Source organism: Steroidobacter cummioxidans (assembly GCF_003104955.1).
In genome coordinates this window covers 16,717-34,504 of record NZ_LSRW01000041.1, presented here as the reverse complement: position 1 = coordinate 34,504, position 17,788 = coordinate 16,717, and the positions used below count along the sequence as shown (strand labels likewise).

The window sequence follows — 17,788 nt, the reverse complement described above, 5'->3', positions numbered from 1 at the left end:
CATGACCGACATTCAATGCGTCTTCGATGCCAAGGCCCAGCTGGGTGAAGGCGTGTGCTGGGACCCTGAGGCACAATGCCTGTGGTGGTTGGATATCTTCGCGCAGGCAATTCATTGGTATGAGCCCAAGACGGGACAGACGAAGACCATCAGCACGCCCGTGCGACCCGGTTGCCTTGCCGTTCGGCGTCGGGGCGGCTTGGTGCTTGCGATGGGGGACGGGTTCTATTTTGTCGACCCGTCACACGGACGTTTTGAGTCGATCGTGAATGTCGAAGCGGATATTCCAGAAACGCGCATGAACGACGGCAAGACAGATCGGCAGGGAAGGTTCTGGTCGGGCACGGTGTTCGAGTGCGAAGGTCAAACACCGCGGCCCATCGGCTCGTTGTATCGCTTGGGTGAGAATCTGACGACCCAAAAGGCGGCGACGGGCTTCGTCTGCTCCAACGGTCTGGCATGGAGTCCGGACAGCAGCAGGCTCTATTTCACCGATAGTGCAACTCCCTATGTGTGGCAGTGGGACTTCGACCCGTCCACGGGTGACATGGAGCGCCAACGCATATTTATCGATCTGTCCTCCGAGCGGGCGGTGGGTGACGGCGCCACCATCGATGCGGACGGGTGCTATTGGTTGACCTTGCCCTTCAAAGGTAAGGTGCAACAGTACGATCCCAACGGAAAGCTCGTGCGAGCGATCTCATTGCCGACGGACACGCCTACGTGCTGCGAGTTCGGTGGGCCCGAGTTGGATATCTTGTATGTGAGCACGGCCACGTTGCGGCGCCCTGCGGCGCAGCTGCGAGACCAACCTTGGGCGGGCGGGCTGTTGGCGATCGACACGGGAGCGAAAGGATTGCCGGGAGCCGCGTTCGCCGGATAAGGGTGCGCGCCTAGCCAGAGTCGATCCTCCTCACCTTTCCAACAATAGACACAAGCCTAACCGTGACCCGCGGCGTGCTGAAACGCCGCGGTCGCTAACGATTTGAGGTCTGGCAATCCTACGGCTGCGCTCAGCGACTACCGCAACCCTCCTACTGATGATGAAGTGCCCGCAGATCGGTGAGGGGCATTCAGTATGGAGCATCCATGAAGGTAGTCATTCTGGCGGGCGGCTATGGCACGCGGATCAGTGAAGAGAGTCATCTTCGCCCGAAGCCGCTGATCGAGATTGGTGGCCATCCAATCCTATGGCACATCATGAAGATCTATGCGGCGCATGACCTGCAGGACTTCATCATCTGCTGTGGCTACAAGGGCTATCTGATAAAGGAATATTTCTCCAACTACTTTCTGCACATGGCTGACGCGACCTTTGACATGCGTCATAACAAAGTGCAAGTCCATCATCCCCACGCCGAGCCGTGGACCATCACGCTGGTGGATACGGGTCTCGAGACATTGACCGGTGGACGTCTGCTTAGAATCAAAGACTATCTGGATGGCGGGACGTTCTGCTTCACCTATGGGGATGGCGTGAGTGATGTGAACATCACCCAGGTCATTGAGAGCCATAAACGCCATCGGCGCCTGTCCACCGTCACTGCCGTGCAGCCGCCCGCGCGATTCGGCGCCTTGGAGCTCGATGACGATCGAGTCACTCGCTTCGTCGAAAAGCCGAAAGGCGACGGGATATGGATCAATGGCGGATTCTTCGTCCTGGAACCGGGCATCTTCGACTACCTGGAGGGCGATCAGGACGTCTGGGAACAACGTCCACTACGCATGTTGGCCCAGCAGAATCAGCTGAGCGCCTATCGGCACCCGGGTTTTTGGGCGGCGATGGATACGATGCGGGATAAGACGCACCTTGAGGAGCTCTGGGCGAGCCATCGCGCGCCGTGGAAAGTCTGGCGCTAATGCGCGTGGGCCTGCCGCTATCAGCGTGCAATAGGGAAGGGAAGCGGTGGCCAAAGTCACCCTGATCCGGGGGCACGAACTCTTCGAGTTCGAGGGGGGCGCTCACGAGAGCGTGCTGGATCAGGCGCTCGCATGCGGGGTACCGGCAAGCTATTCGTGCAAGCGGGGTAACTGCGGCCAGTGCGCCGCGCAGCTGATCGCCGGAACGCTCGACTGTGTCGATGCCAGCCGCCCGCTGACCGAGGGTGGCGAGGTACTGCTCTGTAACGCTCGGGTGGTATGCGATGTCTCGCTCCGCATTCCCCATTTTCCAGAGCTTGCCGGCGTTGAGGTCAAGCGCGCTCCCTGCAAAGTCCATGAGTTGAGGCGGCTTGCGAGTGAGGTCATGGAAGTGACCTTGCGACTGCCGCCCACGACGGTGTTTCGATCTCTGCCGGGACAGTTCATTCGCATCTGGAATCGCTGGCAAGTGGCACGCAGCTATTCGCTGTCGTGCGCGCCGGATACCAATGGGTTGCTACGAATCCACGTCAGGCGAGTCGAGGGCGGGCAGTTCAGCCATTACTGGTTCTCGGAAGCCAAGGTGGGCGACTTGCTGCGGATCGAAGGACCGCATGGGCGCTTCTTTCTACGCGATCGTCAGGTGAGCCGCGTGACATTGTTCCTTGCGACGGGCACCGGCATTGCTCCAATCAACGCAATACTGGAGGGAATGAACAAGGAAACTCTCCAACGGCTAGGAACGGTCGTGTTGTATTGGGGTAACCGTTACCACCGGGACGAATACTGGGCGGATCACCTCACTGAGCTTTGTTTGACGCGGGGAATCCGGTATCAACCGATCTACTCGCGAGAGCCGGCGGTGTCCGGCGTCGCCAGATACGTTCAAGATGCCGTTGCGGAAGAGCACGCGTGTCTCGAGGACGCTGCGGCGTTCGCGTGTGGCTCATCGCAAATGATCACCGCAGCGAAAGACCGGCTCGTAGGCCTAGGGCTTCGTGCCGAGAATTTCGTTGCCGATGCGTTCACGGCTTCGTGAGATCGAATCGCCTGGGAAGGTGTGATGATGCACAAGGACTTTTGGGCGGGAAAACGCGTTTTTCTGACCGGCCACACCGGGTTCAAAGGTGGCTGGCTCACACTCTGGCTGCAATCGCTTGGCGCCGAAGTGACGGGGCTTTCGCTATCGCCCGAAACGACGCCCAATCTATATACGCGGGCTCGGGTAGATCACGGCATCGCATCGATTCTTGGGGACATCCGGGATCCCGTGCTCGTGCGTCGCGCGATGTCCGATGCGCGCCCGGAGATCGTTATCCACATGGCGGCACAGCCGTTGGTGCGTTACTCGTATGCAAACCCGCTCGAGACGTATGCGACCAACGTCATGGGCACGGTTCATGTGCTGGAGGCGGTCAGGCAATCGCGCGGTGTGAAAGCGGCCATCGTGGTTAGCAGCGATAAATGTTACGAGAATCACGAGTGGGTTTGGGGTTATAGGGAGAATGACCGTCTGGGCGGCCACGACCCGTATAGCAACAGCAAGGCCTGCACAGAGCTCGTCACGTCCTCCTATCGGCAGGCGTACTTTCCATCGACCAGTTACGTCACCCATGGAGTGGCGCTGGCGAGCGCCCGCGCCGGCAACGTCATTGGAGGCGGTGACTGGTCGGAGGATCGTCTCATTCCCGACGTGATCAGAGCGATGGAGCGCGCGCAGTCTGTGGTGATTCGAAATCAAAGCGCGATTCGTCCCTGGCAGCATGTGCTCGAGCCGCTCAGTGGCTATCTGCTGCTGGCTGAGCGGCTGTACACGGAAGGTAGCACCTACGCGGAGGCGTGGAACTTCGGACCAAGCGACACCGACGCGCGACCCGTACGATGGATAGTCGAACGGTTGACCGCTCGCTGGGCGCCCGGGGCGGCCTGGCTGCCCGATCAAAACCCTCAACCCCACGAGGCTCAGCTGCTTAAGCTCGATTGCTCCAAAGCGCGAAGCCGGCTGGAGTGGCAGCCGCGGTGGTCGCTGAGCACGACGATTGATCGAGTCGTCGAATGGTACCGGGCTGCGCAGTCGAGCACGGATATGCGCGAGTTTACGTTGGGCCAGATCGAGGCGTACCAAACAGACGCCTCGGTCTGCGCGTAGTCGATCGACGAGTCCGTTCGGCAAGTGGCGCGACAGAGGAGCACGATGGATCGTTCACAGGCACTGCGAACACAAATCTCCGAACTAGTTGCGGAGTACGCCGCAACGATGTTTCGACCTGCGACCTTTGAGCCTGGCACGACGGTGATTCCACCGTCCGGCAAGGTGATTGGTGCGAGCGAGCTGCAGATGATGGTCGAAGCCAGCCTCGATGGCTGGTTGACCACCGGTCGATTTAATGAAGAGTTCGAGCGGCGCCTGGCCGCGTTTCTCGGCGTGAAGCACGCCATCACGGTCAACTCCGGCTCTTCGGCCAACCTCGTGGCGTTCTCGACGCTGACCTCGCCCAAGCTGGGGAAGCGCGCCATCAAACCAGGCGATGAAGTCATTGGCGTGGCCGCCGGTTTCCCAACCACCGTCAACCCCATTCTGCAGTTCGGCGCGGTGCCGGTGTTCGTGGATGTGGAGCTCGGCACCTACAACATCGATGCTGAAAAGATCGAAGCTGCCATCTCGCCGAAGACCAAGGCGATCATGCTCGCGCATACGCTAGGCAACCCCTACAACCTGTCGATCGTCACTGCCCTATGCAAGCAGTACAACCTTTGGCTCGTGGAGGACTGTTGCGATGCGCTGGGCGCAACCTACGGTGGGCGACTTGTAGGGACCTTCGGCGACTTGGGCACGCTCAGTTTTTACCCCGCGCATCACATCACGATGGGCGAGGGAGGGGCGGTGTTTACCAACAATGCCGAGCTCAAGGTCATTGCAGAATCGTTTCGTGACTGGGGTCGGGATTGCTACTGCGCACCGGGCAAAGACAACACCTGCGGCAAGCGATTTCAGTGGAAGCTGGGGGCGCTGCCGGAAGGCTACGATCACAAGTACACCTATTCCCATCTTGGGTATAACCTCAAGATCTCGGACATGCAGGCGGCCTGTGCGTTGGCGCAGATGGATCGTTTGAATGGCTTCATTGCCACTCGCAGACGGAATTTTCAATTCTTGAGCGATCGTCTGCGCTCCTGCGAAGAGTTCCTTGTTCTTCCGACAGCCACCACGAACAGTGAGCCCTCGTGGTTTGGATTTCCGCTCACACTGACATCGGCGAGTCCTGGCAGCCGCACGGAGCTGCTGACCTACCTCGATCAGAACAAGGTCGGCACGAGGCTTCTGTTCGGCGGCAATTTGACTCGACAGCCCTACATGCAGGGCCGAACGTACCGCATCTCGGGGCCGCTGGACGTGACGGATCGGGTAATGAACAGCACGTTCTGGATCGGCGTCCATCCCGGTCTCGACGAGCAACATCTTGCTTACGTCGTGGAGAAGATCGAGCAGTTCTTTGGCATTGGATTCTGACGCTTAGAACGTCATGACGGGCATCGCACACGGATGAGAAGTATGAGCAATAGCTTTGATCCTGCCGCGCTCCGTCGCACGATTCTCGAGATGGCCTTTGCCGGATCCACAGTCCACATCGTGTGCGCCTTCTCAATTGTCGAGATTCTCGCGGTGCTCTACCGCAATCACTTGCACTTGGGAGATGGCACGCCGCGCGCCGAAGGGCGTGACTATCTGGTGCTCAGTAAGGGGCATGGGGTCATGGCGCAGTATGCGTGCATGCGTGAGCTTGGCTGGCTCAATGACGACGACATTCGCAACTACTTTGGAAATGGCACGATTCTGAAAGGGTTGTCGGATGCACACGTACCGGGTCTCGAGGTGACCTCCGGGAGCCTGGGACATGGGTTGTCGGTGGGGGTCGGCATGGCGCTCGGCGCGAAGCGCAAGGGCTCTGGGCAGCGGTGCTATGCCATCGTGGGCGATGGAGAAATGAACGAGGGCGCGATCTGGGAGGCGATTCTGTTCGCCGCCCATTTCAAGCTCGACAATCTGACCCTGATTGTCGACGAGAATGGATTCCAAGCCATGGGGGCGACGTACGACATCCTGAACCTCGGAAATCTCGTCGAGAAGCTCACCGCATTCGGTTTCGACAGTCAAGCAGTGGACGGGCATGATGAAGTCGCGCTCGATGAGGTACTTTCAAAGATAAAACATTCATCGAATGGCAAGCCCCAGGCCATCGTTGCCAAAACCGTCAAGGGTAAAGGCGTGTCGTTCATGGAGAACCGAAACAGTTGGCACTACACGCGCTTGACCCAAGCGAGCTATGCCGACGCGCTCGCGGAGATCAACGCGACATCGGCGGCGAATGGAGATAGGCGACGATGAGAGAAGCATTCTCGAGATGTCTGGTTCAAGCAGCGAAGGCGAACCCGCGGCTGGTACTTCTGACGGGAGATCATGGCTACGCGTTGTTCGACGAATTCCGCAAAGAGTGCGGCTCACAGTATCTCAATGCGGGTGTGGCCGAACAGAACATGGTGGGTGTCGCGGCGGGGCTGGCCAAGGTCGGATTCTTTCCGGTTGTGTATGGTCTGTCGTCCTTCGTGCCGATTCGTGTGCTGGAACAGATCAAGATGGATCTTTGCTATGAAGGACTGCCTGCGCTGTTGATCGGAGATGGCGCGGGTGTCGTCTATAGTTACTTGGGTGCGAGCCATCAGTCGACGGAGGACATCGGGGCACTTCGCGCAGTTGCAAACGTTTCTATATATTCCCCCGCGGATGCAGCGGAGATGGAGTGGTGTTTCTCGGCAGCCATCGCATCAGGACGCAGTTGTTACTTGCGGATGGGTAAGGCCGACCTGGGGCGCGTACATGAGTCTGGCGTTTCAAATCCGCTCGCCAACCCGGTGAGGGTGCTGGGCAGTATCGATGATGACATCGCGTTTGTCGCCACAGGGTCCATGGTGCGTACGGCGATACGGCTCGCGGAACAGTGGCGGGGAGTGTCGGTGTGGAGTGTTCCGCGACTCAAGCCCTTGCACGATATGGTGATGGACGTCTGCATTGCGAATGCCAGAAAAATCGTCACATTCGAGGAGCATTCGGTACACGGCGGCCTAGGATCTATTGTGGCGGAACTGAGCGCGCGGCGAGGCTCTTCCATGAGGGCTACGCTTCTCTCACTTGGGATTGACAATCAGTTTTCGGATCTGTGTGGGTCATATGAATATCTAATGGATTGGCATGGGTTGAGCGAGGACAAGCTGCACATTCGTTTGCGAAGATTTCTCGAAGGCGATGACCGCACACCGCCGCAGGTCGATCGATAACGCCCTGAATCGCATGCGTGATGAGGGGCCGCGCATTTTGATAGACATTTCTGCGAGTGTCGCGATCTGATGCACATACTACAACGAGATGCGGTGTCGACCGACTCGGCGCATCTCGGCAAGCTCAAACCAGCGCGGGAGTAAAGCTGGCTGGTCCCCTGGAGCGCACGCTTCAGATTGGACCAAGAGCATGAGCGGGCCAAGGCGCCAGCGACTTGTCGAGCTGGCTAATCCGGCGATCGTTAGCCGAGTGCTGGGCGCGGCCCCTTAGAGTTGCGGACGTCTTCGATGACCTGCAGGGGCCGAGTCACGATGTCCTTGAGCGTCTCGTAGTCTCCCCAATGCAGTCCTTAGACTTTCATGGCTTCATGAAAGTTTCGAAGCGTGCTCAGTGATTTGAACTCCCGGGTGATGTCATAGAACCAATCAGGCAAAGGCGCCCAACGCCCTGAGGTCGTGAGTGCTAGCAGTATTAACTGCCACGATCGATTGAAGGATGCAGGTCCGTCCGCGGCATCGGCCTTGGGTTCGCGCTCCAACTCGACGCGCTCACTCCAGCGGGTGATCAGTGCAGTCGGCGTCGACAGACCACGTAGGCGGGCTTGCGAGGCACCGGAATGCTCCTGAGACGGTGCCCGACGTCTCAGTCGAAGAAGGCGGACCTCATCGCCCAAGGGGTCAGGTTCGTTAAGGAGCCGATCTGTCCAGTGATACAGCGTTTCTGTCGAACTGTTCGATACAGAAGGGCGGAGATAATAATGAAAACTACTACACGTTGGCTCTTCATTTCTGGCGCGGCCAGCCTCGCGTTTCCTGCTTTCGCGCAGACAAACGTTGTGGCGGCGCCGGATCAACCGAACGTTCATGCTGCGGAGAACGCACGAAGCTTAAATTCAACCAGTTCACGACGCGGTACTTTGGAAGAGGTTGTCGTCACCGCTCAGAAGCGGCAAGAGAATCTTCAGGACGTACCGATCTCGATCTCGGTGCTAAGCGGCGTTGAACTCGGCAAGTCGTCCGCCCAGGGGGTCGGTGAGGCTTTAAACCAAGTCCCAGGCGTAGTGGCGACGGACTACTATGGTGGATCCAGCCACATCGGAATAAGAGGGGTAGCCGCCGGTGCACCGTATCAAGGAGGCGCCAGCCCCGTGGGCTACTATCTTGATTCGGTGCCGCTGAATGGGACCGGTGGTTCACTCCTTCCAGATGCCAATGTCTATGATCTCCAACGGATAGAGGTGATGCGCGGCCCTCAGGGAACACTGTACGGGGTGAACTCCGTAGGCGGATTGGTGCGAGTGCTAACGCAGGACGCGAATCTAACACGATGGGATTTTAAGGGGCGCGTGTCCGCTCAGACCACCGATGGGGGCGATGGCAGCTATCGCGGTGACGCGGCAATCAATGTCCCCCTCATCGAGGGAAAGCTAGGGGCGCGAGCCGTTCTGGGCTATCAAGACATCGGCGGCTGGATAGATAGTCCAAACAGGAAAGACATCAACGGGGCGGAACTGCAGACATACCGTGTCAAGTTGAATGCTCAGCCGCTGGAGAAGCTTGCGGTAGGTGTATCCGCATGGAGTTCGCGTCAAGACTATTCCGGACCATCGAAGGCGGATGAAGCTGGTCGCCTTTCGTATGACGATCCGGAACCTATGGCCACGGATTATGATATTTACGGATTCAGTATAGCCTATGACTTCGCTTCTTTCTTATTGTCAAGCACAACGAGTTACATTGATCAACAGACCAATATGCTTGTCAGCCTTACCCCGTTTGCTTTGGACGTGCATACCGTAACAAGCCTCGGCAATAGAGTTATTTCGGAGGAGCTACTGGTGAGGTCCAACGATGCGGAGCGATGGAAATGGAGCGTTGGTACTTTGCTGAGGGACGAGACAATCACTTACTCTGCGGACATTCCAGGAATGTTTTTATATCCGATCCGAACGCGTGCCAGATCCGAATCATATGCAATATTTGGCCAGTTCGGTCGGCGATTTGGTGATGATAAATTCGAGTGGGCGCTCGGTCTGCGGAGTTTCCGGGATCGGCAGTCGAGCGATGGCTTTGGTACTTTGAACGAGCCACTGCCGAGCGTGGATGGATTCATTTCTTCGGCGACGACGCCACGCGCGGTGTTGACGTGGTATCCGGCCAAGAGCATCACAATATATGGCTCATATGGACAAGGTTTTCGTAGCGGCGGTCCTGCGCCTGCTACGGCGCCTCAGCTAGGTGCGCTGCACCCGGACAAATTGAACAACTATGAACTCGGTGCAAAGGCAGACGCGTTGGATGGTCGCCTCTACTTCGATAGCGCGGTGTACTACATCAAGTGGGATGACGTGCAACAATTTCAGACGGTGATAGTGCAAAACGTACCATATGGACTACTTAGGAATATTGGGGCTGCAAGCGGGGTTGGTGTCGACTTAAGTGTCGCTTCGCGGCCAATTGAAGGTGTCAGTTTAGGGCTCAACCTTAGCTGGAATGACTTGAAGTTAGATCAAGATGTAACGTCGATCACGGGGCTCTTGAAAGGTAGCCGTCTGAACTATTCATCAGAATATACGGCTGGAATATTTGCAGGATATGAGTTTGCCATCGGAAGCACTGGCCTGAGAGGCTCGTTATCAGCGTCGGCGAATCACATTTCTAAGCAATCCTACAACGGAACAGCAGGGGATGCCCTGTCGATTGTTGGGGCAAGCTTCGCAATCGCGTCAGCCGACGATCAATGGACAGTCACGCTGCTTGGGGACAACCTCTCGAATGAGCGGGGCGGCCCTCCGTCCATGGATGGAATCGCAGAATGGAGCGCGCGCATGCGTCCACGGAGTATCGGGCTTCAAATCGAGTATCACCTCTAGTGTTTTCTAGCGTGATCGCTATTCAGGTCAACGCATACCAATACCGCTGACGACATAGAGGTCCCTGAGAGAGAATCAATAAGTCTTGGCCTCACGTTGCACAAGCGGGTCACCGTATGATGGCTTGGAGCCGCGCAGAGGCTCGCAGCAGTGTTGCGCCTAGGTGTGGAGATTAGTCGTGAATCGAGGCGCGAAAACTACTGACAACATCATGGGCCCATTCGTTGATGGCCTGCCCTTGATATCCGCGAGCGAAGGTATTGTCGAGGTGGTCAATCCTTCGAACGGCCAGCATTGCTTGACCATTCCAGCTGGCTGTGAAGAGGATGTAAATCGCGCGGTGGCGTCGGCGCGCCGCGTTTTTGACGCTGGAGCGTGGGCTGACGCCACTCCCATGACGAGGAAGAGGGTGCTTCATCGGTTCGCCGACCTGATCGCGGCCGAAGCCGTGAGGCTTGATGCATTGGACGCCGCTGAAATGGGTAAACCGGTTCGGGAGCGGTTTGCCAGTGCTAGCGTTGCCGCCGATCTGATGCGGTTCCACGCTGAGGCGATTGACAAGGTCATGGGCGATGTGTATGGCACCGATAAGAACAGCTTCGTCACGCAGCGTCGCGTGGCACGCGGGGTTGTTGCGGCGATCGTGCCTTGGAATTTTCCGGTCTACAGCGCTGCGGTCAAAATCGCTCCCGCGATTGCTGCTGGAAATAGCGTCGTACTGAAACCCTCCGAGCAATCTTCACGGTCCGCCATGCGGCTGGCGCAACTGGCATTGGAGGCTGGCCTTCCGCCTGGCGTCATGAATGTTGTGCCGGGCTTGGGAGAGACGGTCGGCAAAGCGTTGGGATTGCACATGGATGTGGACGTTGTCGCTTTCACCGGGTCCTCGGTCGTCGGCAAGCGGTTGCTTGAATATGCCGGACAATCGAACATGAAATTGGTGTTAGCCGAGTGCGGGGGCAAGTCGCCGCAGATTGTCTTCGACGATGGTGTGGACCTCGACACCGCGAGTGAGTCGATCGCGAGGCTCTTGCTCACCAACCAGGGACAAATATGCACAGTTGGTTCGAGACTACTAGTGCAGCGATCAATAGAGGGTGAAGTGTTGGAGAAACTCACAACCATTTTCCAACAGATCGTGATGGGCGATGCCTTGGACCCGTCCACGACTTTCGGCCCCGTCGCGTCGGCTAGACAATGCAAACAAATCATGCGCTACGTTGAAACGGCGGCGGCAGAGGGAGCGCGATTGGTTGTGGGGGGGCGCGCTGTGCTTCAGGAGACGGGCGGGTACTTTGTCGAACCTACCATTTTTCGCAATGTATCGCCTAGGGCGCGCATAGCGCAGGAGGAAATCTTTGGGCCTGTGTTATCAGTGACCACGTTCGAGGATGACGCGGAGGTGATCCGTATCGCCAACAGCACGATGTATGGACTCATGGCCTACGTGTGGACGACCGACATAACAACCGCGATGAGAATGGCAAAAGGTATCCGCTCCTCGGTGCTCATCAATGCCGACGCGCCGACCGGAGAGGGAGGCGGTCACGCGTGTTCTTTTGAGCCTGCCGGTCAGTCTGGGGTTGGCACCGAAGGGGGGCTCGCCGGCTTGGAAAGCTATCTGCGCCGCCAGCTGGTATGTATCAATCACAGCTAGGTGCGGAGTGCGCCAGAAGAGCGCTGCACGCAGTAGCGGCGGGAATTGATACCGTGTTTGGTTTGATCTTCAAGGAATAGAGACATGGCAAGTGCATCGATGGAAACGGCAAGCGATGAAACGATACGGCCGAAGAGCGACGCTTCGCCCGAGGCGGGCGGTGCAGGTATCTGGGCATACGCCGCGCCCGTCATGGGATCGTATTTCTTTTACATCCCCATGTGGAGCATCTTGCCGGGCATCTACGCGACGTACTTTGGTTTAACGTTGACCTCGGTCGCCGGCGTGCTTCTGTCTATTCGCTTGTTTGATGGCGTGAGCGATCTGACCGTGGGCTACCTGTCGGACCGGCACAGGGCGGCTGGTGGATCCCGAAAACCATGGGTGATCGTCGGAGGGATAGGCGCCATTGTCGCATGCTATTTTCTCTTTACTCCGCCAGCGCCAACTACGACGACGTACTACCTGATTTGCTCATTGGCATACTTTCTCGCCTTCGCTGTCTCGGAGATTCCTCATCTAACGTGGGGAAGCGAACTCACGTTGAATTATCAAGTCAGAGCGCGGGTATATGGCGCTCGTAACGTGCTTTCGAAGGTCGGTATCTCGGCTTTCTACGCTCTGCCCCTGTTGCCAATTTTCAGTTCGGCCGCCTATACGCCCGATGTTCTACGCGTCGCGGTGCTTGTGGGAGCGGTCGTGACAGTACCGGGGCTCATGTGGGCGCTATTCGGCGCGCCGGCGGGTGTTCCCATCCAGGCAGTACGCGAAGACAGCGTCCGATTGTTGCTCCAATCAATTGTTCACAACAAGCCGTTGCTGCTCTACTTCGCTGCGGTCAGCTGCGGGGCGCTGTGCTACGGAATGTGGTTTGGCCTCGTCTATATCTATCTAGACAGCTATCTGCGAATGGGCGAGCAGGTCGCGATAATATTCTTGCTCGCGACGGTTGCCTCGATACTCACGACTCCGCTTTGGCTGAAGCTGATTCAGAGGACAAGCAAGGCCACCACGTGGGCGGTGGGCGTCGCGCTATTTGGCTGTCAACTGTTGGGAACGCTCTGGATCGCGCCGGGCGATCCTTGGTGGATGGCGCTCTTGGTGGTGTTTCTTGCGAACCTATGCTTCACCGCAAATGATGTGGCCGCGGTGTCCAGCATGGGAGATATCGTGGATTACGGGAAGTTGAAATTTGGGGTCGATCGAGGCGCCACGTACTTTGCGATTCTAAACCTGCTCTTCAAGGTATCACTCGGCATTGGGGGAGGTTTGGCGCTTGGAATCGCTGGCGAGTTTGGATTCCGAACTGAGGATGCAATCCACAGCGCCTCCGCGATATGGGGGCTTCAGCTCGGGTTCATCGTCTTGCCGGCGTGTTGCGCGCTGGTGTGCTTGCTGCTGGTCCTTCGTACGCCGATCGATAGACAGCGGCATCGCACTATTCAGCGTCGGCTTGAGTCTCGCTTGCTCCGGAGCGGCGCGTAACCGCCCAACTGGGTTTGATAACTGACTGGGGAAAGGAGGCAGGTCTTGAAGATGCCCTTGTCCGATTGGCAACAGCGCGAAGCCTATCGTCGCATGCTGCGCATACGAAGGTTCGAGGAGGAAGGAACTCGGCTTTTCAAGGCGGGGAAGATTCCCGGCGCCTTCCACGCCAGCATCGGTCAAGAGGCCACCATAGTGGGGGCCTGCATGGCGCTTCGCGACGACGATGCGATGACTGGCACGCATCGCTCTCATGGTCATCCCATTGGCAAGGGCGCGGACTTGAAGGCGCTTATGGCAGAGCTCATGGGTAAGGAGACGGGTGTTTGCAAGGGCCGTGGTGGATCGATGCATCTAGCGGACAATAGCGTGGGAATTATCGGTGAGTCGGCGATCGTGGGCGGCGGTATTCCGCTGGCGACCGGGTGTGGTCTAAGCGCAAAGGTTCGAGGCACCGACCAAGTGAGTTTGTGCTTTTTCGGCGATGGAGCGGTGAATCAAGGAACCTTCCACGAATCCCTCAACATGGCATCTCTCTGGAAGTTGCCGGTCATTTACCTGTGTGAGAATAATGGGTACGCAATTACGACCTCGATCGCTCGCAGTCATGGGCAACCACATATCTCGAAACGAGCGCCTGCATATGGAATGCCAGGAGTTTTCGTCGACGGGCAGAATCTCTGCACAGTCTATGAAGCAACGATCGACGCGGTGGGGCGAGCGCGGCGCGGTGAGGGGCCGACGCTGATTGAGGCGAAGACGTATCGGTTCGATGAGCACCAAGTCGGCCTGTTCGTTCCAGGTGAGCCCTATCGCTCGTCGAATGAAGTCGAGGAACACCGAACGCAGCGAGATCCTCTCGCTCTATTCCGGAAGATTCTCCTGGCGAACGATTTCGGTGAGTCTGAACTGTCGATGATCGAACATGAGATCGCGGACGCGGTTCAAGACGCGATTCGTTTCGCGGAAGAAAGCTTGCCGCCCGATCCCGCAACATTGTTCGACTTCATGCATAGCCAACCGATTCCTTAGCCTGGAGCTCGTAATGTCAGCCGCAATAGAAGGTACCGACGACAGCGTGCTTCGTATGACCTACTTGGAGGCGATAGTTCAGGCTCAGATCGAGGAACTGGAGCGGGACGAGCGCGTCATCCTCATGGGCGAAGACATCGCCGTATACGGAGGAGGGAAATTGGTGGCTCGTTTCGATTCCAGCCGTATCTGGAGCATGCCCATTTCCGAGACCAGTTTCACAGGCGTGGGCATCGGAGCGGCCATCACGGGCCTGCGCCCAATCGTGGATCTTAATATCGCTAGCTTCATGTATCTGGCCTCGGATCAGATTATCAACCAAGCCGCGAAGCTTCGGTTCATGACCGGCGGTCAGATTCAAGTGCCAATCGTGTTTCGGTGTTGTATGTACTATGGCGCGGCGATTGCCGCCCAGCACTCCGACCGGCCCTATCCGCTCTTCATGAACGTGCCGGGACTGAAGATCATCTGCCCGACCAGTCCTGCGGACGCGAAGGGGCTATTGAAGTCGGCGGTGCGAGACAATGATCCGGTCCTCATATTCGAGGACACGAAACTGTGGCCTGTGAAGGGGTTGGTGCCAGCGAACTCCGATCATCTTGTGCCGCTAGGGAGGGCTGACGTGAAGCGAGTGGGCGATGATGTCACGGTGGTCGCCATTGCCGGCGCAATGCGGCATGCGCTTGAGGCCGCCAAGAGCCTAGCGGAGCAAGGCATATCCGCGGAGGTCATCGATCCTCGGACGCTCAAGCCCTTGGATATGGAGACCATCATCCGCTCGGTCGCGAAGACTCGCCGTTTAGTGCTGGTGGAGAACGCGCATCGCATCGCGAACGTGAGTGCTGAGATCGCGGCGACGATTTGCGAAGAGGCGTTCGAGAGCCTCAAGAAGCCAATTGTCCGCCTTAGTGCTCCCGATGTGCATGTTCCGTTCAGTCCCGTGCTCGAGGCAAAGCTATTTCCCACCAAAGACGACATCGTGGCGGGCGTAAGGAAGATCTGCTGTTGACTAGGCGCGTCGTCGATGCATTTGTCGGAGGTGTTTCATGAGTACCAGGGTCGTGCTTCCGAAGTGGGGCATGGGAATCGAGGAAGGAACCGTCACTCGTTGGCTGAAGTCGGTGGGCGAAAAGGTCGAGAAGGGAGAGCCTCTCGTGGAAATCGAAACAGCCAAGGCGACACAGGAGGTCGAATCGCCAGTCAGCGGCATCCTGGTCGAACTCTTGTTGGCCGAGGGCGAGACAGCGGCTGTCAATAGTGAGATTGCGGTGATCGACTAGAGGTCATGGTCAGGTGCCGCGTGATCTCGAGCGTCAACGAAGCATGTTGACGAAGCGTGGAGAAGTTAAGCGTGGCGACGTACACGTGAGGCATGCTTGAAGAATCTTGACTTGATTCAGAGATGGTTGGGAGACAGTCATCTCGCTGGGCTGATAGTTCCGTCCACGGATGAGTTTCTCAGCGAGTTTCCTCCAGCAGCCAATCGACGCCTGCTCTGGGCGACCGGTTTTCGCGGGTCGGTTGGGCTGGCGGTCATCCTGCGCAAAGCGGCCGTCCTCTTTCTGGATGGGCGATATTTGCGCCAGGCGACGGAAGATGTCGGAGAAGCGGAGATCGAAATCTTGCCCACGAGCTTGGCCGCCCGGCGAGGCTGGTTGACTCGATTGCTTTCGCCAAACTCACGCCTCGGTCTCGACCCACGGCTGCATTCGCCAACGGAGGTGACGCAATGGCAGGGCTTGGCCGCGGAGTTTGGATTCGGGCTTGAAATGCTCTCCGAGAATCCGATCGATCAGCTTTGGTCCGAAGCGCGTCCAGCGGCTCACCGACCACAGATCATCGATTACTCCGTCCGTTATGCCGGCGAGACATTTCAGGCCAAATGTGCTGCTGTCGTGGACCATCTCCAGGCCACCGGCCTTCATGCGCTTTTCGTGCCCGATCCCGAGGATGTGTCATGGCTGCTCAACGTGCGGGCCGCGGACGTAGCACTCAAGACGGAGGTAGGGGACTGGCATGTCGTGCCGTCCTGCACCAGCAGCGCGCTCGTGCGACAAGATGGGCGGGTCTTCTGGTTCGTCGACGCCGACCGAATCGCCGTGGACGTTGTGGCTCGTCGTGCGGAAGACATTACCATCCTGCCGCCAGAGTCGATCGCTGCGACGATCCGCGACGTCGCGCGGCACGGATCTATCGGCACCGATCTGCGTCGGACGTCGGCGGCGATCGCAGCGATTCTCGAGGAAGTGGGAATATGGCGCGACGATGGGATCGTGGCCCGTCGTCGCTGGCGCAAGCATCCCGCAGAGCTGCAGGCTGCTCGTCGCGCGCACATAATCGACGCTACGGCCGTAGTGCGGTTCATGGCGTGGCTTACCCGCGTCGTTCCTCAGCGTGCCGTGTCCGAATTCGAGGCGGCGCAAAAGCTTGACGACCTGCGCGGCGAGCATCCTGATTACAAGGGGGCTTCGGCACCGATTATGTCGGCCTCTGGGCCAAGCGGAGCGCAGCCACATTATATTCCGCGCGCGTCGGTCTCGCGGAAGCTCAACGATCACCCGCTCTTCTGGATTGATTCCGGGGGGCAGTATCCCGGCGGGACGACGGATAACACCATCACGCTGGCCGTAGGCACCCCGGAGGCGAAGCATGTTCTCGCTCACACCCTGGTGCTAAAGGGATTCATCGCTCTCGCGACAACGCGCTTTCCGGCGGGCATTCCTGCATTTCGATTGGACGCGATCACGCGGCAGGCGCTTTGGAGAGAAGGAATGGACTTTCCCCATAACACGGGACATGGCGTGGGCAACTGCCTCAATGTTCACGAAGGACCCTACATAGGCCGCGACCCTGGACCGCTCACGATGGTGCCGATTGAAGAGGGGATGATCATAACCAACGAGCCTGGCTATTACGCAGAGGCAGACTTCGGATTGAGGATCGAAAGCCACTTGGCCGTGGTCGAATCACACCTTCCTAACTTCTTGGAATTCGAAACGATCTCTCGCCTTCCCATCGATCCTGGTCTCGTTGATTTTGATCGTCTATCGCTTTCGGAGAGGCAGTGGCTGATCGATTATCACCGCACCGTGCTACGTGATCTCGAGCCGATGCTCGATGCACTCTCGCTTGAGTGGCTCCGCCAACTCGTCGGCGTCTTCATCCAAGCGGGTGGGTTTCCCGACTCCCATGGCGCGAGTGCTAAGTCGAGCGCGGTTCCACCGACCGTCGGCGCCTGAGGCTGTGGAGCGATTGAATGCATCGGCTGGTGGGGAGGACGGCCCAGATCACCGACGGCGCAGTCGGACTTGGAAAATCCGTGCAGCATTTTGCTTCGAAGGCGCTCGCGTAGTCACGATCGAGATTTGTGCCAAGATTGGCCGATCGAAGGGTGCAGAATGCGGCGTCACTTTCTTCGAGCGGGATGTGTGCGACGGGGTTTGATGAGATCAGATCGTTCAGAACTCGCAGGGCCCTCACGGCCGGGGTTAAATATTCTGGTCAAAAATGCAGGCATGCGTGGCGCCACGGATCCCGTCAATTCCGC

At 58.0% G+C, this 17,788-nt stretch carries 14 protein-coding genes; all 14 read left to right on the top strand.

The window, feature by feature from the left end:
- The first annotated feature begins 1 nt into the window (after position 1).
- Positions 2–883: an SMP-30/gluconolactonase/LRE family protein gene (locus tag D0550_RS19620; protein ID WP_116810895.1), complete on the top strand. Its 882-nt coding sequence runs from the start codon at positions 2–4 to the stop codon at positions 881–883.
- Positions 884–1,089: 206 nt separating this feature from the next.
- Positions 1,090–1,860 carry a glucose-1-phosphate cytidylyltransferase gene (rfbF, locus tag D0550_RS19615; protein WP_116810894.1) on the top strand — a complete coding sequence of 257 codons (771 nt, stop codon included), beginning with the start codon at positions 1,090–1,092 and terminating at the stop codon, positions 1,858–1,860.
- 46 nt (positions 1,861–1,906) lie between these two features.
- The gene (locus tag D0550_RS19610) at positions 1,907–2,899 is read left to right on the top strand and encodes an FAD-binding oxidoreductase (RefSeq protein WP_116810893.1); all 993 of its coding nucleotides are present in this window, start codon (positions 1,907–1,909) and stop codon (positions 2,897–2,899) included.
- Positions 2,900–2,923: 24 nt separating this feature from the next.
- Positions 2,924–4,009 (top strand): CDP-glucose 4,6-dehydratase, encoded by a 1,086-nt coding sequence (gene rfbG, locus D0550_RS19605; RefSeq protein ID WP_116810892.1) that lies wholly within the window; start codon positions 2,924–2,926, stop codon positions 4,007–4,009.
- A 45-nt stretch (positions 4,010–4,054) separates the two neighbouring features.
- Entirely contained in the window at positions 4,055–5,371 is a 1,317-nt protein-coding gene (gene rfbH / locus D0550_RS19600) for a lipopolysaccharide biosynthesis protein RfbH (protein ID WP_116810891.1), read from the top strand.
- Positions 5,372–5,413: 42 nt separating this feature from the next.
- Positions 5,414–6,247, top strand: a complete 834-nt coding sequence (locus D0550_RS19595; protein ID WP_116810890.1) for a transketolase — start codon at positions 5,414–5,416, stop codon at positions 6,245–6,247.
- Positions 6,244–7,194 carry a transketolase family protein gene (locus D0550_RS19590; RefSeq protein WP_116810889.1) on the top strand — a complete coding sequence of 317 codons (951 nt, stop codon included), beginning with the start codon at positions 6,244–6,246 and terminating at the stop codon, positions 7,192–7,194. The genes D0550_RS19595 and D0550_RS19590 overlap by 4 nt, the downstream gene beginning before the upstream one ends.
- A gap of 758 nt (positions 7,195–7,952) precedes the next feature.
- Positions 7,953–10,067, top strand: a complete 2,115-nt coding sequence (locus tag D0550_RS19585) for a TonB-dependent receptor (RefSeq protein WP_161965934.1) — start codon at positions 7,953–7,955, stop codon at positions 10,065–10,067.
- A 178-nt stretch (positions 10,068–10,245) separates the two neighbouring features.
- Positions 10,246–11,724: an aldehyde dehydrogenase family protein gene (locus D0550_RS19580; protein ID WP_206606412.1), complete on the top strand. Its 1,479-nt coding sequence runs from the start codon at positions 10,246–10,248 to the stop codon at positions 11,722–11,724.
- Positions 11,725–11,808: 84 nt separating this feature from the next.
- Positions 11,809–13,209 carry an MFS transporter gene (locus D0550_RS19575; protein ID WP_116810886.1) on the top strand — a complete coding sequence of 467 codons (1,401 nt, stop codon included), beginning with the start codon at positions 11,809–11,811 and terminating at the stop codon, positions 13,207–13,209.
- Positions 13,210–13,260: 51 nt separating this feature from the next.
- Positions 13,261–14,241, top strand: a complete 981-nt coding sequence (locus D0550_RS19570) for a thiamine pyrophosphate-dependent dehydrogenase E1 component subunit alpha (RefSeq protein ID WP_116810885.1) — start codon at positions 13,261–13,263, stop codon at positions 14,239–14,241.
- A gap of 13 nt (positions 14,242–14,254) precedes the next feature.
- The gene (locus D0550_RS19565) at positions 14,255–15,250 is read left to right on the top strand and encodes an alpha-ketoacid dehydrogenase subunit beta (RefSeq protein WP_116810884.1); all 996 of its coding nucleotides are present in this window, start codon (positions 14,255–14,257) and stop codon (positions 15,248–15,250) included.
- Between the two features lie 37 nt (positions 15,251–15,287).
- Complete coding sequence (locus tag D0550_RS19560) at positions 15,288–15,521, top strand: biotin/lipoyl-containing protein (protein WP_116810883.1); 234 nt, start codon at positions 15,288–15,290, stop codon at positions 15,519–15,521.
- 96 nt (positions 15,522–15,617) lie between these two features.
- Positions 15,618–17,480 (top strand): aminopeptidase P family protein, encoded by a 1,863-nt coding sequence (locus tag D0550_RS19555; protein WP_116810882.1) that lies wholly within the window; start codon positions 15,618–15,620, stop codon positions 17,478–17,480.
- Positions 17,481–17,788: the final 308 nt, after the last annotated feature.

Excerpts from the sequence above, each read along its gene's own strand:
- D0550_RS19585 (WP_161965934.1), top strand. The coding sequence starts at position 7,953 with ATGAAAACTACTACACGTTGGCTCTTCATTTCTGGCGCGGCCAGCCTC.
- D0550_RS19590 (WP_116810889.1), top strand. The coding sequence starts at position 6,244 with ATGAGAGAAGCATTCTCGAGATGTCTGGTTCAAGCAGCGAAGGCGAAC.
- rfbG (WP_116810892.1), top strand. The coding sequence starts at position 2,924 with ATGATGCACAAGGACTTTTGGGCGGGAAAACGCGTTTTTCTGACCGGC.
- D0550_RS19620 (WP_116810895.1), top strand. The coding sequence starts at position 2 with ATGACCGACATTCAATGCGTCTTCGATGCCAAGGCCCAGCTGGGTGAA.
- D0550_RS19560 (WP_116810883.1), top strand. The coding sequence starts at position 15,288 with ATGAGTACCAGGGTCGTGCTTCCGAAGTGGGGCATGGGAATCGAGGAA.
- D0550_RS19575 (WP_116810886.1), top strand. The coding sequence starts at position 11,809 with ATGGCAAGTGCATCGATGGAAACGGCAAGCGATGAAACGATACGGCCG.
- D0550_RS19570 (WP_116810885.1), top strand. The coding sequence starts at position 13,261 with ATGCCCTTGTCCGATTGGCAACAGCGCGAAGCCTATCGTCGCATGCTG.
- D0550_RS19565 (WP_116810884.1), top strand. The coding sequence starts at position 14,255 with ATGTCAGCCGCAATAGAAGGTACCGACGACAGCGTGCTTCGTATGACC.
- rfbH (WP_116810891.1), top strand. The coding sequence starts at position 4,055 with ATGGATCGTTCACAGGCACTGCGAACACAAATCTCCGAACTAGTTGCG.
- rfbF (WP_116810894.1), top strand. The coding sequence starts at position 1,090 with ATGAAGGTAGTCATTCTGGCGGGCGGCTATGGCACGCGGATCAGTGAA.
- D0550_RS19595 (WP_116810890.1), top strand. The coding sequence starts at position 5,414 with ATGAGCAATAGCTTTGATCCTGCCGCGCTCCGTCGCACGATTCTCGAG.